At 66.1% G+C, this 24,639-nt stretch carries 18 protein-coding genes; 11 read left to right on the forward strand and 7 right to left on the reverse strand.

Translation table 11 applies throughout. The annotated features are described in order from the left end of the window. Positions 1-156: 156 nt before the first annotated feature. The gene (locus tag HK401_RS18320; protein ID WP_258234327.1) at positions 157-1,245 is read left to right on the forward strand and encodes a glycine cleavage T C-terminal barrel domain-containing protein; all 1,089 of its coding nucleotides are present in this window, start codon (positions 157-159) and stop codon (positions 1,243-1,245) included. A gap of 244 nt (positions 1,246-1,489) precedes the next feature. On the opposite strand, the gene HK401_RS18325 is transcribed toward HK401_RS18320, so the two are convergent. The 3 genes from HK401_RS18325 to HK401_RS18335 all read right to left on the reverse strand — a co-directional run bounded on the left by HK401_RS18325 (position 1,490) and on the right by HK401_RS18335 (position 5,134). After that, positions 1,490-2,950, reverse strand: a complete 1,461-nt coding sequence (locus HK401_RS18325) for an APC family permease (protein ID WP_181276096.1) — start codon at positions 2,948-2,950, stop codon at positions 1,490-1,492. Between the two features lie 283 nt (positions 2,951-3,233). Next, positions 3,234-3,530: an antibiotic biosynthesis monooxygenase family protein gene (locus HK401_RS18330; protein WP_181276097.1), complete on the reverse strand. Its 297-nt coding sequence runs from the start codon at positions 3,528-3,530 to the stop codon at positions 3,234-3,236. Positions 3,531-3,754: 224 nt separating this feature from the next. Beyond that, complete coding sequence (locus HK401_RS18335; RefSeq protein ID WP_181276098.1) at positions 3,755-5,134, reverse strand: site-specific DNA-methyltransferase; 1,380 nt, start codon at positions 5,132-5,134, stop codon at positions 3,755-3,757. Between the two features lie 37 nt (positions 5,135-5,171). On the opposite strand from HK401_RS18335, the gene HK401_RS18340 reads away from it, so the two are divergent. The 3 genes from HK401_RS18340 (at position 5,172) to HK401_RS18350 (ending at position 9,300) form a co-directional block, all read left to right on the forward strand. Continuing rightward, the gene (locus HK401_RS18340; RefSeq protein ID WP_219922075.1) at positions 5,172-6,857 is read left to right on the forward strand and encodes an FAD-dependent oxidoreductase; all 1,686 of its coding nucleotides are present in this window, start codon (positions 5,172-5,174) and stop codon (positions 6,855-6,857) included. A 119-nt stretch (positions 6,858-6,976) separates the two neighbouring features. Beyond that, on the forward strand, positions 6,977-8,005 hold the full coding sequence (locus HK401_RS18345) for an ABC transporter substrate-binding protein (RefSeq protein WP_181276099.1): 1,029 nt from the start codon (positions 6,977-6,979) through the stop codon (positions 8,003-8,005). Next, the gene (locus HK401_RS18350; RefSeq protein WP_181276100.1) at positions 8,002-9,300 is read left to right on the forward strand and encodes an alpha/beta hydrolase; all 1,299 of its coding nucleotides are present in this window, start codon (positions 8,002-8,004) and stop codon (positions 9,298-9,300) included. Before HK401_RS18345 ends, HK401_RS18350 begins: the two co-directional genes overlap by 4 nt. A 31-nt stretch (positions 9,301-9,331) precedes the next feature. On the opposite strand, the gene HK401_RS18355 is transcribed toward HK401_RS18350, so the two are convergent. Beyond that, positions 9,332-10,783: an XRE family transcriptional regulator gene (locus HK401_RS18355; RefSeq protein WP_181276101.1), complete on the reverse strand. Its 1,452-nt coding sequence runs from the start codon at positions 10,781-10,783 to the stop codon at positions 9,332-9,334. Positions 10,784-10,964: 181 nt separating this feature from the next. Between HK401_RS18355 and aceA the strand changes: the two genes are divergently transcribed. Continuing rightward, positions 10,965-12,275: an isocitrate lyase gene (gene aceA / locus HK401_RS18360; protein ID WP_181276102.1), complete on the forward strand. Its 1,311-nt coding sequence runs from the start codon at positions 10,965-10,967 to the stop codon at positions 12,273-12,275. Between the two features lie 308 nt (positions 12,276-12,583). After that, positions 12,584-14,194, forward strand: a complete 1,611-nt coding sequence (gene aceB, locus HK401_RS18365) for a malate synthase A (RefSeq protein ID WP_181276103.1) — start codon at positions 12,584-12,586, stop codon at positions 14,192-14,194. A gap of 86 nt (positions 14,195-14,280) precedes the next feature. Here aceB and HK401_RS18370 read toward each other — a convergent pair whose 3' ends face one another. Further along, entirely contained in the window at positions 14,281-14,886 is a 606-nt protein-coding gene (locus HK401_RS18370) for a mycothiol transferase (protein WP_181276104.1), read from the reverse strand. Positions 14,887-15,071: 185 nt separating this feature from the next. Here HK401_RS18370 and HK401_RS18375 point away from each other — a divergent pair, with 185 nt between their 5' ends. Further along, positions 15,072-16,127: a helix-turn-helix transcriptional regulator gene (locus tag HK401_RS18375; protein ID WP_181276105.1), complete on the forward strand. Its 1,056-nt coding sequence runs from the start codon at positions 15,072-15,074 to the stop codon at positions 16,125-16,127. 263 nt (positions 16,128-16,390) lie between these two features. Further along, entirely contained in the window at positions 16,391-16,780 is a 390-nt protein-coding gene (locus tag HK401_RS18380) for a universal stress protein (RefSeq protein WP_181276106.1), read from the forward strand. A 99-nt stretch (positions 16,781-16,879) separates the two neighbouring features. Here the strand turns inward: HK401_RS18380 and HK401_RS18385 are convergent, their stop codons facing one another. Further along, positions 16,880-19,957 (reverse strand): FAD-binding and (Fe-S)-binding domain-containing protein, encoded by a 3,078-nt coding sequence (locus HK401_RS18385; protein ID WP_258234328.1) that lies wholly within the window; start codon positions 19,955-19,957, stop codon positions 16,880-16,882. Between the two features lie 271 nt (positions 19,958-20,228). Here HK401_RS18385 and HK401_RS18390 point away from each other — a divergent pair, with 271 nt between their 5' ends. Together HK401_RS18390 and HK401_RS18395 are read left to right on the forward strand one after the other, a co-directional pair. Beyond that, positions 20,229-20,483, forward strand: coding sequence for a hypothetical protein (locus HK401_RS18390; RefSeq protein ID WP_181276214.1), 255 nt, complete (start codon positions 20,229-20,231; stop codon positions 20,481-20,483). 492 nt (positions 20,484-20,975) lie between these two features. Then, a complete protein-coding gene (locus tag HK401_RS18395; protein ID WP_181276107.1) occupies positions 20,976-22,001 on the forward strand; it encodes an inositol monophosphatase family protein in 1,026 nt (341 codons plus the stop codon). 121 nt (positions 22,002-22,122) lie between these two features. Here the strand turns inward: HK401_RS18395 and HK401_RS18400 are convergent, their stop codons facing one another. After that, entirely contained in the window at positions 22,123-22,620 is a 498-nt protein-coding gene (locus HK401_RS18400) for a hypothetical protein (protein ID WP_181276108.1), read from the reverse strand. 70 nt (positions 22,621-22,690) lie between these two features. Here HK401_RS18400 and HK401_RS18405 point away from each other — a divergent pair, with 70 nt between their 5' ends. After that, the gene (locus tag HK401_RS18405) at positions 22,691-24,637 is read left to right on the forward strand and encodes an amidohydrolase (RefSeq protein WP_219922076.1); all 1,947 of its coding nucleotides are present in this window, start codon (positions 22,691-22,693) and stop codon (positions 24,635-24,637) included. Positions 24,638-24,639: the final 2 nt, after the last annotated feature.

The following is a 24,639-nucleotide window of genomic DNA, read 5'->3' on the forward strand; positions in this document are numbered from 1 at the left end:
CGATCCGGTATTCCGGGGTGTAAGAGCGACGCTGTCGCTTCTGATCTGACATATTGAACATCCTTCCAGCAGGACTGCGAATCCCGCTAACTTGGGTGTCCACTATTCGAGGGTAGCCTCACGCGCGGCTACATTCCCCGGGACGAGGGCGGGATGATGGCCGAGTACCAGTCCCTCGTCAATGACGTCACCCTGTGGAACGTCGCCGTCGAACGTCAGATCCAGGTCAAAGGCCCCGACGCCGAGGCGTTCGTCAACTTCGTCATCACCCGTGATGCGACGAAGATCCCGGTGATGCGCGCCCGCTACGTCATCCTGTGCAACGAAGCCGGCGGCATCCTCAACGACCCGATTCTGCTGCGAGTGGCGATCGACGAATTCTGGTTCAGCCTCTCCGACACCGACCTCATGCTCTGGCTGCAGGGCGTCAACGCCGGGCACCGGTTCGATGTCACGATCGGCGAGATCGACGTCGCGCCCGTCCAGGTCCAGGGCCCGAAGTCCGTCGACGTTATCGCCGATCTCGTCGGAGAGGAAGGACGCACGCTGCCGAGCTACGGTCTCATGGAGGCCCAGGTCGGCGGCCATGAGGTCATCATCTCCCAGACCGGGTTCACCGGTGAGAAGGGGTACGAGATCTACCTCAAGGATGCGACGAAGTACGCCGAGGACATGTGGAACGCCGTCCTCGAGGCGGGCGCGCCCTACAATCTCAGGGTCGTCGCTCCCAGCCACCACCGCAGGATCGCCGCGGGCATCCTCTCGTGGGGGCAGGATATGGACTTCGAGACCCTGCCGTTCCAGGTCAACCTGTCCTACCAGGTGCCGAGGAAGAAGGAAGCCGACTACATCGGCAAGGCCAAGCTCGAGGAGGTGCGGGCCCAGATCGAGGCCGGAACGCCGCCGTACCGGACCCAGCTGGTGGGGCTGCTCGTCGGCGGCAAGCCGATCACCGACTATGCCCCGGACTTCTGGCTCGTGTCTGCGACATCCGATGGAGAGGCCGTCGGCTATGTGACATCACCGTGGTACTCGCCGGAACTCGAGGCGAACATTGCGATGGCCCACGTGCCCGTGGAGTCGACGGCACTGGGCACCGAATACTGGGTGCATCTGCCCGAACCGTTCGCGGATACTCCGGGAGTCCCGGTCCGCGCCGAGGTGGTCGAGATGCCGTTCCGCCCGAGCGTCAACCCCAACCAGCGTGAGCGGCTGAAGATGAGGGGTCTCGACGCCGCCGTCTGACTCCACGCCGCCGTCTGAGAAGCGTTCTGCCACTCCCAGGACCGGGCGCGGTCGCCGTTGCGCAACGCCGGCGGCCGCGTTCGTACGTCCTGGCATCCAACACCGTTAGCGGCATCTCCTCCAGATACTCACGCATCCCTCACCTTTCGCGACACAACACCCCTTTGCGCCGGTGTGATTTGTGGCAAACGGCGAGGGATGCGCTGCTGCCCCGCCGAGGTGTCGTGAAAGCGTCGTCGACCCTTCACTTCCGGCGCAGCGACTTCACCTTCGCGAGCAGCTCCATCTCCGCGTTCGGGCCGGCCTTGATGCCGGTCGGCAGCCGGAACATGAAGACGATGCCGACGAGCAGCCACGCCGCGAAGCCGACCCACGACTGCCAGGCCAGCTGTGCTGAGACCGGGGTGATCGGGACGTAGAGGATGAAGAGGATGAGCGTGAGCACGGATGCGATCACTCCGATGACCACGCCGCCTCCGCGCGGGCCGCCGATGCGCAGGGGCCGTTCCATGTTCGGCTCACGTATGCGCAGCACGAGGAATCCGACGCTGACGAGGAAGTAGGCGATGACGATGGCGGGCGATCCGGCATCGACGATCCAGCCGAGCGCTGCAGTGCCGAGGAATGGGGCGATCGCCGAGAGGGTGCCGATGAAGATGATCGCGTTCGACGGAGTGCGGTATTTCGGGTGCAGCTTGCCGAACCACTTCGGGATCATGTCGGCAGCGGCCATCGCCCACATCAGGCGGGAGGATCCCATGAGGAACGCGTTCCATGAGGTGATGATGCCGGCGAGACCACCGGCGATGACGATCTTGCCCCAGATCGTCGACCCGAACATGACCGACAGGGCGTCGGCGGTGACGAGGTCGTGGGTGCCCAGCTGATCGGCGGGCATTGCCATCGAGGTGGTGCCGATGATGATGACGTAGAACGCGATGGCCATGATCACGGAGATGACGACGAGCTTGCCGATCTTCGCGGGCGGAAGTTTGACCTCCTCGGCGGATTGGGGGATGACGTCGAAGCCGACGAAGAGGAACGGCACCACGGCCATGACGCCGATGAATCCGGCTCCGCCGCCGGTGAACAGCGGTTCGGTGTTCTCGAAGTCGCCGCCGACGAATCCGCCGGTCAGCAGCATGAGGCCGACGATGATGAGGAACCACACGACGAAGGTCTGGACGAGCGAGGCGACCTTGACGCCGCGGATGTTGACCCACGCGATGATGATCGCGGTGATGGTTCCGACCAGCGCCCAGGTGAGGTAGACGTCGAATCCGGCGACGTTCCACAGCTTGATCTGCTCGAGGTTCGGGAACAGGTAGAGCGCGGTCTTCGGCACCGAGACCGCCTCGAACATGACGACGCTGATGTAGCCGCCGGTGATCGCCCACGACCCGAACAGAGACACGCGCGGACCCATCGCGCGGATGAGGTAGTTGTGCTCACCGCCGGCGTGGGGCATGGCCGCCACCATTTCGGAGTACACAGTGCCGACGAAGCACATGATGATGCCGCCGACGACGAAGGCGAGGATCGCACCGAGCGTTCCGGCCCCGTTGAGCCATTCCCCGGTGAGCACGACCCAGCCGAAGCCGATCATCGCGCCGAAGCCGATGAACAGGGCATCGACCGTGCCGAGCGCGCGGACGAAGCCGTGGCCGCGGTCGTGAATGACTGTCTGTGCGTCGGGCTGACTCATGGTTACCTCGTCACTTTGATGTGGGTGGCCGAGGACTCGATCCGCTGCGAGATCGGGTCGACTCTGGAACTCTGAAAGCAGAGTAACAGCAATCTGAGCGTTATCGGAGCGCTCCGTGGACAACGGAGAGCAGCGTCGCGGTCGACGAGGTGACCTGAGTGTACGCAGACGACTACAGGACGCCGACTCAATGGTCGACGTCCTCTGCTTGATCTTCACTCGCCGAGGTGGTGCGGCGGTTCGTTTGAGACGATGCGCAAGGCTGCCCGGCGGTTCGTTCAGCTCATTCGTCGAGGTCGACGACCTCGAATTCGAGGAGCTCCGCGGCGCTCGAGAGGGGCTCCTTGCCGGTGGACTCGTGCGAGGACTTGCGGCCCTGCTTCCAGTTCTCGAAGTCTTCCTTCGTGGCCCACTGGGTGTAGACGAAGTACTTGTCGCCGCCGGCCACGGGGCGCAGCAGCTGGAAGCCTTCGAAGCCCGGAGCACCGTCGACGGAGTGCTTGCGATCGGCGAAGCGCTTCTCGAGTTCGGCGCGTGCCGGTTCGGGAACGGTGAGGGTATTGATGGCGACGACTGACATGCGAACTCCTTCTCATCAGAGGCGTTGGTTGTCGGTGAGCGGCTGGCTCACCTCGACCCTACGACTCGGAGCCGAGTGCTGTCTGAAGAGTCCGACTGTTCGCCTCCGGTGTCTCAGAATCAGCCTTCTGGGAGGTGAGTGTTTGGTCGATCCGCCGTGTTCACGAGCTTCAGAACGCCGCGGATCGACCAAAGATCTCAGCGGCGGATGGAGGCGGCGAGGCACTATGGGCCGTCGACCACGCTGACCACGTCGAGCTGCGTGAACTGCAGTCCCGGTGCATGGACTTCGGCGGCGCGGCGGATGCGTTCGGCGGTGAGCTCGCTGATCGTCGGGAACGCGGCCTCGGTCCCGTCACCCGTGACGCCCGTGACCTCGCCCCCTGCGGTGGCGTCATCGCGCCCGCCACCCGCGGCACCCACGCCCATCACGGCCTGCGCGTTCTTCGAACGCAGCGGCTCCGGGGTCTGGACGAGCACGAACGACCGCGAACCCTCGTCGCGCCGGTTCGCCTCCATCACCGCCTGCGCAGTGGTCCCGGAACCGGCGAAGAAGTCGAGCACGATCGCCTCGGGGTCGAAGAACGTCTGCGAGTCCACGAGAGCCTTGACCAGCTCCACCGGCTTCGGATAGCTGAACACCCCGCCGAGTCCCAAGGGGTCCAGATCGTTCTGCCCGCCGAGCGCCTTGATGATCGAGTACATCTTCGAACTCGCCTTCTCCGCCGGGGTCACCCGCACCACCGCATGCTTGCCCGCATCATCCCAGGGCCGCAGGATGTACTCACCCGTCGCCAGCTTCGCGTCCACCTCGGCGAGTTTCTTCGCCCCTTTCACCGACAGGATGTCCTCGTACATCAGCCGCCGCTCGGACCCGCGGGCGTACCGACCGAACCCGGCACGCAGCACATCGGTCTCCACGAGCATCCGACGCCCGTCAATGACCTCGAGCTTCGCCGGCGACTTCTTCTCCGTGAGGAACGGCCCGACCAGACTCGCGTTCCGCCCCCACACGTGGATGTAATCGTGCCCGCGGACGAACGAACGAGCGTTGCCTCCGCCCTTCGCTCGCTGGTGAATGAGCGTGCCCAGCGAATTGTCCTCGCCGAAGATCTCGTGCCCGAGCAGCTGCGCCCACGCGCTCTCCCGGTCATCGAGATGGAGGAAGAGGACCCCGTCCTCGCGCATGAGCTCGCAAGCCAGCAGCAGCCTCGGCGCCATGAAGGACAGCCAACTGTCGTGATCATGCCCGTGATCCTTGTATGTGTGCGCATTGCCCGTGTTGTACGGCGGATCGATGTAGACGACCTTGACGCTGCCGCGATGCGTGGCCAGCAGCGCCGTGAGCGCGGGCAGATTATCCCCGACGACGAGCAGATTGTCGCGCGGATCGGGAACCGCGATCGATCCGTCGTCGCTGCGCAGGTGCGGACCGTGGTCACCTTCGCCGAGGTGGGGGCCGGGCTTCGCATCGCCACCGCCGAGGTGGGGGCCGGGCTTCCCGTCGGACTCGCCGAGGTGGGACCCGGGAATCGCTGAGTCGATGAGGCGACGGCCGAGAGCGAAGGCGGCGGCCTTGCCCGGCCATTCCAAGACGGTCGTCATCCTTCTCCTTCATCCCGAACGGTGCCAAGATTGCTGTATGAGTATTTCACGAGTGGCCGTCGTCGGTGCCGGACTCCTCGGTCTCGCCGCCGCCCGCGAGATCACCCAGCGACTTCCCGATGCCGAGGTCACCGTCTTCGACAAGGCCGATGCCGTCGCCGCGCATCAGAGCGGTCACACCTCGGGCATCGTCGACTCCGGGCTCGAACAGATCCCCGGCTCCGAGGCGGCGAAGCTCGCCCGCCGAGGCGTGCAGAAGCTGGTGCCCTATATGGCCGAGAACGGAGTGCCCTACCGCGAATGCGGACAGCTGCTCATCGCTCAGAACACCGATGAGGCCGAGCGGCTGGAAGAGCTCTTCACCCGAGCCAAGGACAATGGAGTCCCCGGCGCCCGGCTGCTCGAACGCCACGAGATCGCGGCAGTCGAACCCGCGGCCCGGGGCGTGCTCGGGCTGTTCGCACCCCATGCCGCGGTCGCCGATTTCGCCGCACTCACCGAGGCGCTCGCCGTCGACGTGCGCGCTGCCGGCGGCACGATCCGACTGAGCACCGAGGTGACCGACTTCGATGTCATGAGCAACGAGGTCCGCCTGCGCGGACGGACAATTGCGCCAGGGGCGCGGAGTGAGCGCAATGCCGCGGATGATGCCGGCGGTGAGGGCGACTCGGACGCGGGAAACACCGGAGACGCCGATCGCGGTGGTCGTGCTGGTGGCTCGAACGATTCGGACAGCTCAAGTGATGCCGACATCGACGAGCAGGTCTATGACCGTCCCCGGACCTACCGCGGCAGCGAGGGCCGGGAACCGGTCATCGGCATCGGCGATGAGCTGCGCAACCGCTTCGGCGAACAGGAGTGGTTCAAACAGGCCGAATCGACGATCGGCGACTGGGCGGACAGGCTCTCGAGCTCATGGTCGCGCGGTTCGAGCACCACAGGTACGGGCACACACGGTTCGGATGCGCGTGGTTCGGGCGCGCGCGGCTCGGGTCGCGATTCCGACCGCGCCTCGGGGAACGAGCGTGGCGCGGGTTCAAGCGCCGAGGAGGTGCTGGGCACCTTCGACATCGTCATCGTCTGCGCGGGGCTGCAGGCCGATCGCCTCGCAGTCGCCGCCGGATTCGACGAGCAGCCTCGCATCGTTCCCTTCACCTGCGACTACTACACCGCGCAGGCATCGGGAACCGGACGGCCCTCCGGCCCCGAGTCGACATCTGGCACCGCAGAGGTTCGCGGCATCATCGGCACCGTCCCCGACCCGAATGCGCCCTTCGCCGAGACCTCGATCATCCGCGGACTCGGACACTCGCTCACCATCGGACCGAACACCTTCGTCGCCCTCGGTCGAGAGTCCTACGCCCGGCGCGGATTCGACCTCGGCGACATCGGCTCGACCGCGCGATTCAAGGGATTTTGGAAGTTCGCCGCCCAGACCGCGAAGTCCGCGGCCAAGGGGGTGAAGACCGTGGTGAGCAAGTCCGCATTCGTCGACGAGGTGCGCAGAATCGTCCCCGAACTCGACGCCGATGCCGTCAGCACAGGCACGCGCGGAGTCCGGGCGCAGGCGATGAACGACGATGGTGAGCTCGTCGACGGTCTCACCGTGACCCGGCGCGGAAGACTGACCGTCGTCAGGGCCGTGCCGAAGTGGGGAGCCACCTCGGCGCTGGCCATCGCTGAACGGATCGCCGACACGGCATTGGACGCTCACGGCCGCTGAGCTCACTTCGACGGGCGGACGTCGCTGTGTACGGATCGTACGGCCGCCCTGGGCCGCCGACTGCTCCTGTGGTAACTTAACTGAGGCTAACCAAACCTCCTGTGAAAGTGACACTGCCCTTGAGCGCATCCCGACACATCCCCGCTTCGACATTCTCGACCCGCCCGGGACGTCGCCGCCGATATGCGGCCGTGTCCCTCGCACTCGCCCTTGCTCTCACCGGATGCGGAGGAGGATCCGCCGAGGATGAGGGTGAGGGGCAGGCGAGTGCCGGCAGCGTCGAAGACGCCTACGGCTCTGTCGACATCGCGAAGGCCGAGCGTGTGGTAGCGCTGTCGGTCTCCGACGCGGACGCGGCACTGGCCGCCGGCGTCGTTCCTGTGGCGATGACCGAAGCCCCTGTCGAGCCCGTGATGCCGTGGGCGAAGGACACGATCGACGAACTCGGCGGAGACGACCCGGAACTCTTCCAATGGTCGACCGAGGACACGATCCCGTACGAGGACATCGCGGCGTGGGAGCCTGACCTCATCCTCGCCACCGGCAACATCATCGGTGAGGACACCTACGACCAGCTCGGCGAGATCGCCCCGACTCTCACCACCGCCGAGGAGGGCACAGCCGACAGCTGGCAGTCCCAGACAGAGCGGATTTCGACTGCGCTCAACAGGAAATCCGAGGGTGAGAAGGCCGTCAAGACCGCACAGTCGGCGCTCGACGATGCGGCGAAGGCTCATCCTGACCTCGCCGGTGAGTCCTTCCTCGTCGCGCTCTTCCACAGCCCGGACGAGGCCGGTGTCCTCTATGACAAGGACGCGGCGACCGTGCAGTTCTTCAGCGAGCTCGGTCTCACTCTGGATCCGGTGGCCGAGAAGATGGCAGCGGGCGACGTTCCCGACAGTCTGTCGCTGGAGAAGCTCGACGTCCTCCAATCCGATGTCCTCGTCGGTTACTTCCCCGAGGCTCAGCTGCAGAAGAAATATGAGAACGTCCCCACATTCACGAGCCTGCCGGCGGTCGAAGGCGGGCACTTCTACCAGCCCACCGATGAGGAATGGCGCGGGCTGCGCTCGGTCTCCGCACTCGCGCTGCCCGAGATCGTCGACCCGATTGCTGAGAAGCTCGACAAGGCCGTGGCCGGATTATGAGTGCGTCGGGACAGCAGGTCCAATCGGAGGATCCGGTCTCCGCAGTGTGCGCGTGGAGCGAGGCCGGTGAGTCGTGGCGACTGCGACTCGTGCTTCCGGACTCACTCATCCCCGCAGCGGCGGGGCCAGGTGCGGACGAAGACGTCTTCGCCGACGTCAACGGCATCACCGATCGGCGCGATGTGCGGGGCGGGGTGATGCCCCGGGTTACCGGAGAATCGCAGGAACAGCGTTTACTCGATCTCACGGTTCCGCGCGGATTCCGAGGCAGCCTGCAGTTCCTGCCCGTGGCACGCGGTCTCGGCGTCGCGGACCGGTCCACGTGGCTCGCGGCGCTCGAGCGGGCGTTTCTGCCGCTCGGCGCGTACGGGCTGCGAGAGGTCACGGACATCCGCGGCCGGCGGATCCTCGAACTCTCGGCCCCCGATGCCCGACCGCTGGTCTGGACCGGAGAAGGCGCGCCGGAGGTCGGGGCTTCCGCCTCCTCGGGGCCGACGGTCGGAACGTCTGCCTGCGACGAACAGGTCGTCACCCTCGATTCCACGCCGCGCAGGATCTGGATCCATCGTCCGGAACGGGCTCCCGCCTCGGCGCCGGTGCTCGTTGTCTTCGACGGGGAATGGTTCGTCCGTGGAGGTCTGCTTGCCGGCATCGACGAACTCATGCGCCCGCCGTCGGTGGTCATCGCGATCGACCATGCCCCCTGTGCCGAGGCGACGGTGTCGACCGATGCATCAACGTCGGCCGATGACTACGCGGCAGCGGATCTGCGCGCCAGCGATCTCGTGATGAATCCGCGGTTCTGCGACGATGTGCTCGACCTCGTCCGCCGCATCGCGCCGGACGCGCCAGAGCGGGCACTCGTCGTCGGCGCCTCGTACGGCGGACTCGCCGCGACCTATTTCGCGTTGCGGCACCCGCGGTCATTCCGCGGCATCAGCCTGTCGCCCTCGTACTGGCAATCCGATGAACAGGGCCGACGGATCTGGGACTTCGTGCCGGAGGTCGGGGGCCTCGCCGAAACCGTCGATCAGAGTGCCTCTCACGAAGGCGTAGGCCAAGGTGCGGGGGATGGTGCAGGGCAGGGCGTGCGGCGGGGCGGAACCCGCGAGCAGGCCGAGTTCTGCGTCGACCACGGAACGCTCGAAACGACGATCGCCGATTCCGTCGCCGAAGCCGTCGGGGAGTTCGCCGCTCGCGGCATCGACATCGCACCGACGCCGTTCGTCGGAGGCCACGAAGTCCTATGGTGGCGCGAGCTCATCCTCGTTCGCCTGGCTCAGATCCTCGCGTGAGCGACTGAGTCGCTGCGTCCAGTCCTGGTGCCTACTGCGAGTGACGTTCGAGGAACTCGTAGACCTCGGTGTCGTCGACACCGGGTACCGCTCCCGGAGGGACCGCGGCCAGCAGGGAGGCGTGCATGCGCGCCGACGGCAGCGACTTCTCCTCCCACTTCTCCGCGAGGTCCCCCGGCGCCTGCCGGCAGCACGACGGATCGGGGCACTCGGACCGTGAGCGGATGGTGGATTCGCGGCCCTCGAACCAGCGGACATGGCCGAAGGGAACGCCGACGCTGATCGCGTAGTCGCCGCCGGGCAGAACGCGGGCGGTGCACCAGAACGACCCCTGCGGAGTGTCGGTGTACTGGTAGTAGGGGCTGAAGCGGTCGGCGACGCGGAAGACTGTGCGCGAGGTGAAGCGCTTGCACGCGAACTGGCCCTCGATTGCACCGAGCGGATCGGTCGGGAAGGGCAGACCGTCGTTCGAGTACGCCTTGTGGATCGTCCCCGAGTTGTGCACCTTCATGAAGTGCACGGGCAGACCCAGGTGCTCGGTGGCGAGGTTCGTGAACCGGTGCGCGGCCATCTCGTAGCCGACGCCGAACATATCGCGTAGGTGCTCGACGGAGAGCACGCGCTTCTTCTTCTCCTCTACGAGCATCGGCACCGCCGCACGTTCGGGCAGCAGAATCGCGGCGGCCAGATAGTTCGCCTCGACGCGCTGTTGGAGGAACTCGTGGAAATCCTTCGGTGAATCGTAGCCGAGCACATGCGGAGCCAGACTCATGAGCAGGTGGGAGCGCGGATCGAAGGCGGCATCCGTGTTCGGCAGGTAGAGGCGCTTGTTCTCCGTGTCCGAGATCGACCGGGTCGAATCCGGCAGGTCCGAGACGTAGTGGAGGCTGAACCCGAGCTTCTCCGCGATGAGCGCCGTCTGCCGCTGTGAGACCGTGCCCGATTCGTAGCCGACGAGGTCAAGCAGCTCCGTGGCAGTGGCCTCGAGATCGGCGAAGTAGTTGTTCTTCTCTTTCATCCGATCCCGCAGCTCACGGTTCGCGCGCCTGGCCTCCTCGGGGGTCGCGGCCCTGCGTTCGAGGACCTCGCCGAGCTGTCGCTGCAGACCCACGATCGCCTCGAGGGCATCGGCAGGCAGGGACTTGATGCGCACCTGCGGCAGTCCCAGCGACGAGTACATGGGGGAGGCCTGATTGCGTTCGGCCTCGAGCTCGAGAGCCTGACGTTCGTCGATCGGGGCGGGGTCGATGAGGTCGGCGACATCGGTCTTCAGTGCCTTCGCGATCGCGGCCAGGAGCGTGACAGAAGTTTCTCGCTTGCCGTTCTCGATCGTCGAGATCTGCGAGGCCGCACGTCCCACTTCCTGCCCCAGCTCGCTGAGGGTCAGACCGCGCTGTTTGCGAAAAAATCGGATTCTTCTGCCGATGCTCAACGGATCGGTCTGTTGCTCTTCGGGTTCGACTTCCGCTTCGATGCTGACCACGGCGGCTCCAATCACTTCTGTGCCTCGCTTCACACGTTCGGAAATCAGTATGACAGAACACGAAAATTTCTGAAACCGGAAATATCGAGATTATTCACCCGAAAAAACTCTGTCGAACCCCTTGCAGCCCCTCCAGACTGGATACATCAACAACCCCGAACGAACGAGAAAGTGAAGGACAATGACTGAGAACACCACGCAGAGCAACTTGCACGATGCTGAAGCCATCCGCCGCGACTGGGCGACCAACGCCCGCTGGTCGGGAATCGCTCGCGACTACGAGCCCGAGGATGTCGTCAAACTGCGCGGTTCGCTGATCGAGGAGCACACCCTGGCTCGCCACGGAGCCGAGCGCCTGTGGAACCAGATCACGGCCGGTGACATCCACTCCGGCGACTACGTCAACGCGCTCGGCGCGCTGACCGGCAACCAGGCCGTCGAACAGGTCAAGGCCGGCCTCAACGCCATCTACCTCTCCGGCTGGCAGGTCGCCGCCGACGCGAACGCCGCCGGACAGACCTACCCCGATCAGTCGATCTACCCGGCCAACTCGGTGCCGCAGGTCGTGCGTCGGATCAACAACGCGCTGATGCGCGCCGACCAGATCGAGACCTCGGAAGGCAACAAGAAGGTCGACGACTGGTTCGCTCCGATCGTCGCCGACGCGGAAGCCGGATTCGGCGGTTCGATCAACGTCTACGAGCTCATGCGCTCGATGATCAGCGCCGGCGCTGCCGGTGTCCACTTCGAGGATCAGCTCGGATCCGAGAAGAAGTGCGGCCACCTCGGCGGTAAGGTCCTCGTTCCGACCTCGCAGCACATCCGCACACTCAACGCGGCTCGCCTTGCGGCCGACGTCGAGAACGTGCCCAGCCTCGTCATCGCCCGCACCGACGCCGAGGCGGCCACGCTGATGACCTCGGACATCGACGAGCGCGATCAGAAGTTCGTCACCGGTGAGCGCACCTCGGAGGGCTTCTACAAGATCACGAACGGACTCGAAGCCGGCATCGCCCGCGGTCTGTCCTACGCTCCCTACGCGGATCTGCTGTGGATGGAGACCTCGACGCCGGACCTCGAAGCCGCGAAGAAGTTCGCTGACGCGATCCACGCCGAGTACCCGGACCAGATGCTGTCCTACAACTGCTCGCCGTCCTTCAACTGGAAGAAGCACCTCGACGACGCCACCATCGCGAAGTTCCAGCGCGAGCTCGGCGCCATGGGCTACAAGTTCCAGTTCATCACCCTGGCCGGCTTCCACGCCCTGAACTACTCGATGTTCGATCTCGCCCACGGCTACGCCCGCGAGCAGATGAAGGCCTACGTCGACCTGCAGGAACGCGAGTTCGCTGCCGAGGATCGCGGCTACACCGCGACCCGCCACCAGCGTGAGGTCGGCACCGGCTACTTCGACCTGGTGTCGACGGCTCTCAACCCGGAGTCCTCGACCACCGCGCTGGCCGGATCGACCGAAACCGCTCAGTTCAGCTGAGCAGATGAGGCTGCTGGGCCCCGGGCAGACTTCCGGGGTTCGCGGAGCCCCGCACACCCGGGCTCACGGGCCCGGGTAAGGCGCCGGCCAACGGCCGCCACGAACCCGGCGCGGGTCGGCAATGTTTTCACGGGGTTTGCATTGTCGGTCCGCGCCGTCACACCACAGATCGAACAACCCCGCCAGGCGTCACACGCCTCCACCAGCAGCACCACCGCACCAGCACCACCGCACCAGTACCACCGCACCAGCACCACCGCCACCACCGCACCATCCAGGCAGCCACTACGACGGGTGAGGAGAAGCCCATGTCTTACATCAAGATCAACGCGCCGCTCGAAACCGGCTTCGGCACCGTCCTCTCGGAGCCCGCTCTGACCTTCATCGCAACCCTGCATGACGAGTTCGCCGGCACCATCAGCGACCTGCTGCGCGCACGAGCTAACCGGGCCGAGGAGATGAACGGCGGAACCCTGCCGCGCTTCAAGCCCGAGACGGCCCGCATCCGCGCCGACCGGTCCTGGACCGTCGCCGGCTCGCAGGACGCTCCCGGTCTCGAGGACCGCCGCGTCGAACTCACCGGTCCGGTCACCGAGCCCGAAGTCGTGGCAGCGCTGAACTCGCAGGCCAAGGTGTGGCTGGCCGACCTTGAAGACGCCACGAGCCCGAACTGGGCCAACATCATCGGCGGTCAGGTCAACCTCTTCCGCGCCATCCGCGGTCGGCTGCCGGGAATCAACAATGACAACCAGCCGACGATCGGTCTGCGTCCGCGCGGTCTGCACCTGCCGGAGAAGCACCTGCTCTACGTCGATGACAACGGCGAGGAGTTCGCGACCTGGGGCGCCCTCGTCGACTTCGGCCTCTACTTCTTCCACAATGCCCGCCACCTCATCAGCAACGGCTCCGGACCGTACTTCTACCTGCCGAAGCTCGAGTCCTCGCAGGAGGCTCGTCTGTGGAACAAGATCTTCGTCAAGGCCCAGAACATGCTCGACATCGAGCAGGGAACCATCCGCGCCACTGCTCACATCGAGACGATCACGGCCGTGTTCCAGATGGAGGAGATCCTCTACGAGCTGCGCGATCACTGCGCGGGACTCGAGGCCGCCGGCTGGGACTACCTGTTCTCCGTGGTGAAGAACCTGCGCTACGCCACCGACTACGTGCTGCCCGACCGGGAGCGCCTGACGATGGACCTGCCGCTGATGAAGGCCTTCACCGACCGCCTCGTCGCCACCTGCCACCGTCGCGGTGCGCATGCAATCGGCACGATGTCGAACCTCATGGCCGACCACCCGGACAAGGAGTTCGTGGCCGCCGAGTTCGAGCGCATGCGTGAGGACAAGGCCCGTGAGGCCTGGCAGGGCTTCGACGGCACCTGGGTCGCCGATCCGGCTCTCGTTCCCGCCGCACTGGCAGTGTTCGACGCAGCTCTCGGTTCGAAGCCCAACCAGCTGGAGAACATGCGCCCCGACGTGCAGGTGACCAGCGCGAACATCCTCGACGTCACCGGCCTCGAGCCGATCGTGACCGAAGAGGGTGTGCGGGTGAACATCCGCGTGGCCATCGGGTACATGAACGAATGGCTCGGCGGCAATGGTCACGTGGCGCTGGAGAACCAGCTCGAGGACGTATCGACCGCGGAGATCTGCCGCTCGCAGATCTGGCAGTGGATCCACCATGAGGTGACCCTCGACAACGGCCAGCAGGTGACCCGTCACCTGGTCGAACGCTACCTCGGAGAGGAGCTGGCTGCGATGGATCGCCGCCCCGACGATCACTTCGACGAGGCCGTGGAGATCTTCCGCTCCACCGCTCTCGACGAGCCCTTCGCCGAGTTCCTCACGATGCCGGCCTACAATGACCACCTGGTCGACCGGGTGTCGAAGACCGACGCGGAACTCTACGTCGCCTGACCCCTATTACTACCCGACGGCGGCCCAGCAACCTTGCGCCAGGTTGCTGGGCCGCCGTCACGTAGTTCTGGGAGGACGGGAGCCGGTCAGGACCAGTCGTCCATGCCCTCGGGCGGCCACGGCTCGCCGTCGGCCTCGGCGTTGAGCTGATAGGCGATCGCTCCGTCGATGGACTCGCGGATGATGTCGGCGTGACCGACATGTCGGGCCACCTCGGTGTTGAGATGCAGGAGAATCCAGCGCACGGACATGACGAAGTCCTGCGGCATCCACGGATTCGGCGGAGTCGCGCTCACGGCCCCGAGATCGACACCCGTGTCGACGACGGTCTGCCGGACCTCATCGATGCCTGTGATGACGCGTTCGAAGATCTCCACCACCTCGGCGATGTTGAGATCGGGCACGGCGGAACTGTCGAACATCCCCTCGAGGCCGAGCTCGGCATTGATCGCAGGAAACTCCTCGAAGGGAACCACCCGATCGGGGTTCTCGACTTGCTTGAGCCAACCGTTGATCACCTGAGCGACATGGGCGATGAGGCCCTTGATGCTGGCGGAACTGGTCGTCGGAGTGCTGACTGACTGCTCATCGGTGAGGCCGCGGGCGGTGAGTTTGAGCTGCGTGCACTGCTGAGTGAGGAAACTGAAGGCTGCATCGGTCTCGTCGGTGACGCTGGGTGCGAAGAAGGCCATGATCTCTCCTGATCGTCCGTGTCCGATCCGGTGTTCCGGTTCGTGCCTTCGAGTATTGACCTTCATGAGGACATATAGTGTCCGCATTGGGCGGTGTGATCGGAATGGACACGGCACCGAGGCGAGGACCGAGCCGAGTGTCGAACTGAGCACCGAACCGGGCACCGCATAGAAGAGGAGCCGTCATGCGATCAGAGACGAGGCTGCTGTCGCTGCTGGGGATGTTCGCGTCGGGTCGGACGTATTCGGCGCAGGAACTCGCCGCTCACTTCGAGTGCACACCCAGGACCATCAGGCGCGACATCGCCGAGCTGCGCGAGCTCGGCTACGTCCTCGGGTCCGTGCCGGGAACAGCCGGCGGCTACCGGGCCGAGTCCCGGACGATGCTTCCGCCCCTGCAGTTCGAGGCGGGGGAGGCACTGGCCACCGCGGTCGGTCTCGCCCTGCTGCGCGGCGCAGGTTTGGACACTGCGAATGCGGAGTTGGCGACCGAGAAGCTGCGTGGAATGCTCCCTCCGGAAGCGCGCAGTGCCGTCGATGGGATCAGTGCTGCGGTCTCCGTTCCCGAAGGACACGTGCCCGGAGTCGACCTCGACGCGGTCATCACCCTCGCCGCGACCATCGCCGCCCGCACGGTCACGACTTTCGACTACCTGAAGCGTCCGCCGTCCTGGGGAGAGACCGCCTCGACCGGCGATGAGAACGTACGCGGTGCGACGGCGCAGGCCTCCCGTGCGCAGGGGCAGGCCACTGGTGCGCAAGGGCAGGTCCGTCGCGTCGAGCCCGTACAGCTGGTCGTCCTCGGCGGCCACTGGTACCTCTACGCCTGGGACCTCGAGCGCAGCGATTGGCGCGTCTTCCGCCTCGATCGGATGAGCGGCGTCCACGCCACGACCTTCGTGTTCTCCCCCAGAGACCATCCCGACGCCGAGGCTGCCGTGAGTTCCGCTGTCACCTCGGCCGCGTACCGCCACACGGTGATCCTGCGGACCGATGCGGGTGTGGATGAGGCGAGACGATGGTTCCCGAGCAGGGCTGCGACGGTCGCCGAGGCTGCCGACGGTGTCCGTGTCACCTTCGGTGTCGACGACCTGAGATGGGCGGCGGTGATGGTCGTGATGACTCCCGAACCTTTCGACGTCATCGAACCGGGTGGACTGTTGGCCGAACTCACGGCGCTGGCAGACCGGGCGCGGTCCATCGGCCAGACAGGGAAGTCGCCGCTGGGAGCAGGCGAGTGAACCGCGCCGGTCGCGCGCGGAGCTTCAGGCGAAACGCGACTGCCGCGAGAGCAGTGACTCGGTCGTTGCCGGATCGGCCGAGCCACCATGGCGAGCGGGGTTGGATGCAGTCTGACTCGAGCCCCACCCCCAATTACTACCCGACGGCGGCCCAGCAACCTCGCGCCACGTTGCTGCGCCGCCGTCGGGTAGTAAGGAGGGGAGGTGAAGGGGTGGTGAGACCCGAATGAATGAATCCTGGGTGAGTCCATATACTGGGGGCCATGACGATTCTCATTGGCTACCTGCCCGCTCCCGAGGGTGAGGCCGCTCTGCGTGCGGGATTCGCGGAGGCCAAACTGCGGTCGAGCGCTGCCGTCGTGATCAACTCACAACGACGAGGTGCCAGCGGAACCCCGACCGAGATCGGCCCCGATGAGATCAAACGGATCGTCGACCTCGGCAAGGAGTCCGACGTCGACGTCGAAGTGCTCCAGCCCGACCACGAGGACGATCTGCCCGGCACCCTCAACGACCTCGCCGTCGAATACGAGGCCCAGCTCATCGTCATCGGACTGCGCAAACGCTCGGCGATCGGCAAGTTCATCCTCGGCTCGCAGGCCCAGCGCATCCTCCTCGAGGCCGAAGTCCCGGTGCTGACCGCGAAAGCCTGACCGCCTCACAGTCGGGGGTCGATCGCCTCGCCGAGGAGACCTGGGAACTCTGCGTCGAACGGACTGAAAACCTTCGCCGAGGCGGCTCTGCCATTGACATCAACGGCGCGGTTCCAGCCCCCACCCCCACGCGAGGAGCTCGGCCAGTGACACACCATCGGCGTCGCTGAGATCCGTGATCTGCGTCCGGCACGAATAGCCGTCGGCGAGCACGACCGACGTCTGTGACTCCGATTCGGGCGCGGTCCCGACGTGGCCGCCGGCCTGAACCGAAACCCCGTCGTTCCCCGTCGCTGCGCGACCAGAGCGGGCAGGGGAGGATCTGGCCCGGTCGCCGGCTCGCATACCCCGCTCCCGCAGCGCGGGCAGCAGCGCTACCTCGGCGACGGCGACCGAGGTCTCATAGTGTCCCTCCTCGACGCCGAAGTTCCCGGCCAGGCCGCAGCACCCGCCGAGGAACCGACTGCTCGCCCCGGCCCTGGCCAGCAGCTCCTTGTCCGCCGCGGTGCCGAAGATCGCCGACTGATGGCAGTGCGGCTGAACGAGCGCCTCGACACCGGAGAGATCCGGCAGTTCCGCGCCGATGCTCAGCAGATATTGGGCCAAGGTCTGCACGCGAGCCGCCACCCGGTTCGACGCCTCGTCGGCGACGAGCTTGCGCGAATCGTCCTTGAGCGTGGCCAGGCACGAGGGCTCGACGCCGATGATCGGCACATCCCCGGTGGCATCGAGGGCATCGATCGTCTGCGACAGATTCGCGCGAGCGGCATCGAGCTGACCGGTCGAAATGAGTGGCAGACCGCAGCACACCGTCTGGTCGATCACCCGCACGGTCACCCCCGCCCGCTCGAGCACGGCCACGGCCGCCGCGAGGATGCGCGGGGCGAAGTGGTTCGACCATGAATCGGCGAACAGCACCACCTCGGCGGTCTTCGACGTACCCGCAGGCCGCCGCGCGCCCGCGCCCGACTGCGCACCTGCCTCGGCGCCGGTGCGACCATCCGCAGGCACTGCACCCGCACGCGCACCCTGCCACCACTTCCGGAACGTCGTCGACGCGAACTGCGGGATCGACCGGCGGACGTCGATGCCGGAGATCCGCTTCGCCACGGTCGACAACACCGGCAGCCCCGACACCCGGTTGAGTACCGGCGCCACCGGTGTGACCAGGCGCGCGAGCTGCGGGAGGAACCCGAGCGAGTAGTGCTTCATCGGCCGCAGTCGGCCCTTGTAGGACTGGTGGAGGACCTCGGCCTTGTACGTGGACATGTCGGTGCCGGTCGGGCACTCGGTCCCGCAGGCCTTGCACGACAGGCACAGATCGAGAGCCTCGGCGACCTCGGGCGAATCCCACCGCGGCTCGAGCAGGTCTCCTGACACCATCTCCTGCAGGACCCGGGCACGCCCCCTGGTCGAATGCCGTTCATCGCGCGTGGCCTGGTAGGACGGGCACATCGTCCCGCCGCCGGCCGCCGAATCCGCGCGGCACTTGCCGACGCCGGTGCACCGATGCACCGCCGAGGCGAAGCCCGCCGATTCGCCCTCATACGCCATCGCCAGCCCACCGGGCAGCTCCTGCCGCAGCGGCAGCTCGGTGAGCCGGATCGATTCGTTGAGCGCGTCCGGATCGACGATGACCCCGGGATTGAGCAGATGCTGCGGGTCGAACAGCGCCTTGACCTGCGAGAACAGATCGAGCGCGGCAGGGGTGTACATGAGGCGCAGCAGCTCCGACCGCGCCCGACCGTCGCCGTGCTCACCGGAGACCGACCCGCCGTAGCGGGCCACGAGTTTCGTGGCCGCGACCATGAAATCACGCATGATCTGGGGCCCGTCCGGGTCCTCGAGCGGGAAGTCGACCCGCATGTGCAGGCACCCGTCCCCGAAATGCCCGTATGGAATCCCCCACAGCCCATGTTCGTCGAGCAGCGCCATGAGGTCGTGCAGATAATCGCCGAGGTGGTCGACCGGAACCGCCGAATCCTCCCACCCCGCATGAGCGTCCCGCCCGTCCGGGGTGCGCGAGACCAGACCCGCGCCGTCGGCGCGGATCGCCCACACCTCGGCGGCGGCCGCGGCATCGAGGACCGCGGAGTCCAGGGACTGCGATTCGGCGATGAGGCGCTGGGTCTGTCGGTCGAGCTCGTCCTCGTCCTCACCGGTGAGTTCGACGACGAGCCAGCCGGATCCCTCGGGCAGCGTGGGGACCGCCTCGGCGCCCTTGGTTTCGATGACCCGGGCGAGCATCCGCGAATCGAGGCCCTCGCAGGCGGCGACGGGGAAGTCCTTCAGCAGCGGTGCATCGTGGGCGGCGGCGACCATGTCCTCATAGCCGAGCACGACCGCCGAGGTGTGGCTCGGGTCCTTGACCAGGCGCATCTTCGCGGCCAGGACGATGCCCCAGGTGCCCTCGGTGCCGGCGAAGGCGCGGCGGACGTCGAAGCCGTTCTCCGGCAGGAGGGACTCGAGTCCGTAGCCGGAGACCTGGCGGGAGAAGGTGCCGAAGTTCGTGCGGATGGTGCCGAGGTTCGCAGCCACGAGTTCGTGCAGTCGGGGGAAGATACCGGACGCGTCCGAGTCGTCGAGGGTGACGACGGTGCCATCGATGAGCATGACCGTGAGCGCGAGGATGTTGTCCCCGGTTCGCCCATAGCCCAGTGCCCGGGGCCCGCACGCATTGTTGCCGATCATGCCGCCGATCGTGCACCGTGTATGCGTCGACGGGTCGGGGCCGAACCGCAGCCCGTGCGGCTTGACCTGCTTCTGCAGGTGGGCATGGACGCAGCCGGCCTGCACCCATGCCGACTGCGCGTCCGGGTCGAGGTCGAGCACAGCATTCATATGGCGAGAGAAGTCGAGGATGATGCCGCGTCCGATCGCATTGCCGGCGATCGAGGTCCCGGCCCCGCGGCTGGTGATCGGTACCCCGCGGCGGCGTGCGATCGCCAGGGCGGCCCGCACATCGTCCTCATTGCGAGGGAAGACGATGGCGGCGGGGACGAGCCGGAAGAGGGAGGCGTCGGAGGAATAGGCGGCTCGGTCCGTCGCCTCGATGCTGAAGTCGTCGATGCCCGCAGCACGGAACTCGGCGTCGAGGGCGGCAGGCAGCGTCGTCGTGGACTCGTCTTCGTCGACGGTCGCCCGATTCGCACCGGTGGGATGGGCCATAGTCGTCATGCTTCGCATTGTGCCACTTGGGTTGTCGGAACATCGACTCATTTCACCCCCGGGGTGTGTGGCAGCTCACGATTCGAAATGTGGGCGCGTCGTGCCGATCAGGCCACCTCGGCGTTACCGTTTCGTTATATTACATGCTCAGAGCGGTGCCGTTATCTGGCGTTGATTCCAATATCCGGGAATTCTTGGTGTATTGGCATATTCGTGGTATCTAATGGGACTATACGAATTCGTGGCAACGGGCCACAGTGGGAATGCAGGGGAAGAAACCATGTCGCGCAGAGCTCGAGAATTGACAGTTGATCAGACGGCGTTAGTCGGCGTCGTGCGAAAGGTTGCTCGGCAACGTTCAAAAATCAACACCGACTATGTGATGGCCATTCTGCGCGCCCGTGAAGAGGGCGCGACCTTCGGTGCGATCGCCGAGGCGGCCGGCACCTCATCGCAGGCCGTGCAGGAGATCGTGCGACGGCATGCGCCGGTCAAGCGCAGCGAGCCGAAAGCGGGTGTCGCCGGAGGCGCCTGAACCTTGACATGACGGGGCCGAGGAGGCTCCGGTCGGACCGCTGAGCGCGCACCTTTCCCGCGCCTGCACCAGGGCGGTGACCCCTATCGGATATGGGTCACCGCCCTTGTGTGTTCCGTGAACATTTCACGACCGTTTCATGCTCACTTCGTGTCAGGGTCGCCCTGCCCCTCGAAACAAGGAATCTTATTGTGCGAAATCGGTTCGGCGAGGAAGGCGATCTGCCGAATCGACCATGCGATTCCCCGCACGAAAACCGTTGCCCATTGTCCCGGGCTCGACCGAGAGAAAGTTCGGCTCTGGCGCTCGACGGAAGAATCCGCAGACGCGTTCCGCCCGCGGCGAGAATGTCGAATCCTCGGACTTCTGCACCGCGTTCGAGCGGCTTAGATACAAGAAGTACATACTCGGCGCTGTATTGCAATCTTGTTACAGGGTGCGGGAGAGTGGACTCTGCGCGGCTGCGTCGCGTTCTGTGTCTAGAGTGGCGGTATGCCTCTCGAATCCGAAACCCTGCCTGCCGAGGTCGCCGACCTTGCCCTCATTCGCATCGCCTGCGACCTCTCTCTCATGGCGTGGGAGCAGATGCGGGCATTCCGACCGCTGCTCGGCGCGAGCCTCGACGCGCGGGTCGTCGACACGAAGACCTCACCCAATGATCTCGTCACTCAGGCCGATGCACAGATCGAAGCACTCGTCCGCGGCTATCTGTCCCAAGTGAGGCCGAACGACCTCATGGTCGGAGAAGAGGGTTCGCCTGCGCTCGACCCGGTCGAGTTCTACTCCGCCGAAATCCTCGGACGTCTCCATGCCTTTGACGCTTCGACAGGAGGGCTGGTCGACCTCAGCGACAGCGGACCGTCGCTTGAGTGGCACGTCGATCCCATCGACGGGACCGTCAACTTCGTCCGCGGCATCGAACATCACGCCTTCTCCGTCGGCGTCTGCGAGGGCTCGGCGTCCGATGATGGACTCGGCCTCGGCCGGTGGCTCATCGGGCTCGTCGCCTCACCCGGACTCGACGCCACCTGGCTGGCAGCCGATGGTGTCGGCGCCTATCGGGTCGATGGCCGCCTGGCCGACCACTTCACGGCGGTGTCTGATTCCATGGCGGTCTCCGATGCTCTTCCCTCAGTGGGTGCGGAAGACGGTCAGGCCTCGGCAGGCATCCCCGCGCGGCGGCTGCACGGCACCCCGGCCGGACTCTCCGGCCGACTGCTCGCCACCGGCTTCGCCTACACCGGAGACAACAGAGGTCCGCAGCTGGCCAAGCTTGAGAACCTCATGGACGGCTATGACGATCTGCGGCGCTGCGGTTCGGCCGCAATCGACCTGTGTATGGTCGCAGAGGGCCGCATCAACTCCTATGCCGAACGCGGCTTGGGCATCTATGACTATGCCGGCGGCGCTGTCATCGTCGAGGAGGCCGGGCTCCTCGTCAGCCGCGGAGGGTCCGGCGGGCCGACCGCCGCTGCCGATTCCCAGGAAGAGGTCGACAGGCTCGTCGCCGCGATCTGAATCGAGTCGCCGTCGCGATCATCTCAACCGACCTATATGTGGACCACAGAGTCGTCCCGCCGCCGGATCCGATTCTGCGCGACTGGCGCAACTCGGGGCTCTCGCGCTCGGTCGTCGACCGTCAGTCTCCCTGGGCCGCGCCACCCACACCTGGACGGACGCTCACCCACCGGCGGACGCCGAGGATGAGCGCGGTGACCAGCCCGACGATGAGCAGGCCGTCGGCGGCGATGTAGAACAGGTGCAGGGCAGAGCCGCCGTTGTCGATGCCGGCGAGCACGGCATCCGTGCGCTGGTTGAGCAGCGGGCGGATGACGACGACCTTGATGATGAGCACACCGATGAGCCCGCAGGCCAGCGTTCGGAAGACGCGGTCGACCCCTGACTTCAGCAGCGTCCAGAGCAGGATCACTGCGATGACCAGCTCCACCCAGTTCATCGCCGCGAATACGAGGCGGCCGATGCCCAGTCCGAGTGGGATCGTGATGCCGGGAGCTGTGAACTTCAGCGGAGCCTCGATGAGCGAGATCCCGATGATGAGACCGAGCCACACAGCCGGCAGGAGGATGCGCGCTCCCGCCGCCAGACGGGTGTCCTGAGTGCTGAAGATATTGGCCATGATCGGCATTCTACTCCGAGTAGAAAGGGGCTTCCGCGGGCGAGCTGAGGCGGCCTTTAGACTGGTGCCCATGCGTCTGTTCTCCAACGCCGTCGTGCGCACCTTCGCACCCACGCCGGACCCGTCGGCATCCGCGACGGACCCCTCAGCCCCCGCCGCCGATCCGTCGGCACCCACCCCCTCAACACCCACGCCCGACCCCGGCACCTCGGACACACCGCCCGACGCGATCCTCGTCGACGGGGAGACCATCGTCGCCGTCGGCACCCGGGCCGAACTGCTCGACATCGCCGCCGCGGAATCATCGACGACGGCGGCGCTCGCCTCGGCGGGCGGGGTCGGTGCGACCGCGGTCATCCCCGGCCTCGAGATCGACGAGATCGACTGCGGCGGGCAGGTCATCCTCCCCGGCTTCGTCGACGGGCACATGCATTCGATCGCCTACGCCGATTCGCTCACCGACCTCGATCTGTCCCAGACGAAATCCCTCGCCGAGGCGGTCGCGGCCATCCGCGAACGCGCCGATGGTCTGCCGGTCGGCACCTGGGTGGTCGGATCGGGCTGGGACCTCAACAAGTGGGACGATCCGCGCTACCCCGACCGGGAGCTGCTCGATCAGGTCGTGCCGGACCATCCCGTGGCGATGTGGTCGGTCGACCTGCACACCCTGTGGACCAATGGGCACGGCCTCGAGATCGCTGGCATCGACGACCTCACCATCGACCCCTTCGGCGGAGAGTTCGTCCGCGACGAACAGGGAGTTCTGACCGGGCTCGTGCGCGAAGACGCCACCGAACTCGTGGCCAGGTACATTCCCGAACCCGGCCGCGACGAGCAGATCGAACGTCTCGACCGCACGCAGAAGCTGTTCCTTTCCCAAGGCCTGACCGGGATCCACGACTTCGACGGGATCGCCTCGACGCTGGGTTGGGCCGACCTCCGTGCGGCCGATCGCCAGCACATCCGCGTGACGAAATACCTGCGTGGCAACGAGGTTCCCTGGGCGATCGAGACCGGGTGGCACACCGGCGACGGTGACGACTGGCTGCGCCGAGGCGGCCTCAAACTCTTCTCCGACGGAGCCCTGGGCTCGCACACCTCGCATATGTCCTCACCGTTCCCCGAGCAGGAGAGCTTCGACGAAGAAGCGGCCGGCGCCGAATCGTCCGACTCCGACCCCGGGACCTACACCTACCCCGGCCGCGTCCCCGCGGGGACACTGAGCACCGAACCCGCCGAGGCCAACTACGGCATCGCGCAGATGTCCGAGGACGACCTCTTCGACAACGCCCGATGGGCCACCGAAGCAGGGATCTCGGTCGCGATCCACGCGATCGGCGACCAGGCCAATCACCACGTCCTCAACGTCTTCGAACGTCTGCGCGAGACCACCCTTGCAGCCGAGGAACGATACGGTCGACCCCTGCGTCATCGGGTCGAACACGCCCAATTCATCCAGCCTGCAGATGTCTCCCGTTTCGCCGAACTCGATGTCATCGCCTCGATGCAGCCGCGGCACTGCATCTCCGACCTCCACCTGCTCCACCTCATCGACGAGTCCGCACAGCTGGCCGCCTACGCCTGGCCGGATCTCCTCAAGACCGGTGCGCAGGTCGTCTTCGGCTCCGATGGGCCGGTCGAGCCGGCGAACCCGTTCGCCGCGATCTATGCGGCGATGACCAGGGCGGACATCTCCGGTGACGCGTCCACGTCCTTCCAGCCTCGGCGCCGGCTGACCGCCGTCGACGCCATCCGCCTGCACACGCAGGGACCCGCGTACGCCTCCGGTCTGGAGGATCGGCGCGGATATCTGGCGCCGGGAATGGACGCCGACTTCATCCTCGTCGACACCGACCCCTGCGTCGCCGAGGGCCTGAACGCCGAGGCGGCCGTGGGCGATTCCGACGGTCTCCTCGGTTACGATTCCGAAGAAGCGCTGTTCGCCCACGCCGAGGCGATCCGCGACACCTGTGTCGCGCTCACCGTCGTCGGAGGCGAAATCAAGTACCAGGCCTGACC

This window comes from Brevibacterium oceani, assembly GCF_013623835.1.
Classification (GTDB): Bacteria; Actinomycetota; Actinomycetes; order Actinomycetales; family Brevibacteriaceae; genus Brevibacterium; species Brevibacterium oceani.

What these genes read in the sequence shown, in the direction of transcription:
- HK401_RS18335 (WP_181276098.1), bottom strand. Translation starts at nt 5,134, where the DNA reads ATGACGACCGTCTTGGAATGGCCGGGCAAGGCCGCCGCCTTCGCTCTC.
- HK401_RS18340 (WP_219922075.1), top strand. Translation starts at nt 5,172, where the DNA reads ATGAGTATTTCACGAGTGGCCGTCGTCGGTGCCGGACTCCTCGGTCTC.
- HK401_RS18375 (WP_181276105.1), top strand. Translation starts at nt 15,072, where the DNA reads ATGCGATCAGAGACGAGGCTGCTGTCGCTGCTGGGGATGTTCGCGTCG.
- aceA (WP_181276102.1), top strand. Translation starts at nt 10,965, where the DNA reads ATGACTGAGAACACCACGCAGAGCAACTTGCACGATGCTGAAGCCATC.
- HK401_RS18390 (WP_181276214.1), top strand. Translation starts at nt 20,229, where the DNA reads ATGTCGCGCAGAGCTCGAGAATTGACAGTTGATCAGACGGCGTTAGTC.
- aceB (WP_181276103.1), top strand. Translation starts at nt 12,584, where the DNA reads ATGTCTTACATCAAGATCAACGCGCCGCTCGAAACCGGCTTCGGCACC.
- HK401_RS18400 (WP_181276108.1), bottom strand. Translation starts at nt 22,620, where the DNA reads ATGGCCAATATCTTCAGCACTCAGGACACCCGTCTGGCGGCGGGAGCG.
- HK401_RS18405 (WP_219922076.1), top strand. Translation starts at nt 22,691, where the DNA reads ATGCGTCTGTTCTCCAACGCCGTCGTGCGCACCTTCGCACCCACGCCG.
- HK401_RS18385 (WP_258234328.1), bottom strand. Translation starts at nt 19,957, where the DNA reads ATGACGACTATGGCCCATCCCACCGGTGCGAATCGGGCGACCGTCGAC.
- HK401_RS18350 (WP_181276100.1), top strand. Translation starts at nt 8,002, where the DNA reads ATGAGTGCGTCGGGACAGCAGGTCCAATCGGAGGATCCGGTCTCCGCA.
- HK401_RS18395 (WP_181276107.1), top strand. Translation starts at nt 20,976, where the DNA reads ATGCCTCTCGAATCCGAAACCCTGCCTGCCGAGGTCGCCGACCTTGCC.
- HK401_RS18380 (WP_181276106.1), top strand. Translation starts at nt 16,391, where the DNA reads ATGACGATTCTCATTGGCTACCTGCCCGCTCCCGAGGGTGAGGCCGCT.
- HK401_RS18370 (WP_181276104.1), bottom strand. Translation starts at nt 14,886, where the DNA reads ATGGCCTTCTTCGCACCCAGCGTCACCGACGAGACCGATGCAGCCTTC.
- HK401_RS18330 (WP_181276097.1), bottom strand. Translation starts at nt 3,530, where the DNA reads ATGTCAGTCGTCGCCATCAATACCCTCACCGTTCCCGAACCGGCACGC.
- HK401_RS18320 (WP_258234327.1), top strand. Translation starts at nt 157, where the DNA reads ATGGCCGAGTACCAGTCCCTCGTCAATGACGTCACCCTGTGGAACGTC.
- HK401_RS18325 (WP_181276096.1), bottom strand. Translation starts at nt 2,950, where the DNA reads ATGAGTCAGCCCGACGCACAGACAGTCATTCACGACCGCGGCCACGGC.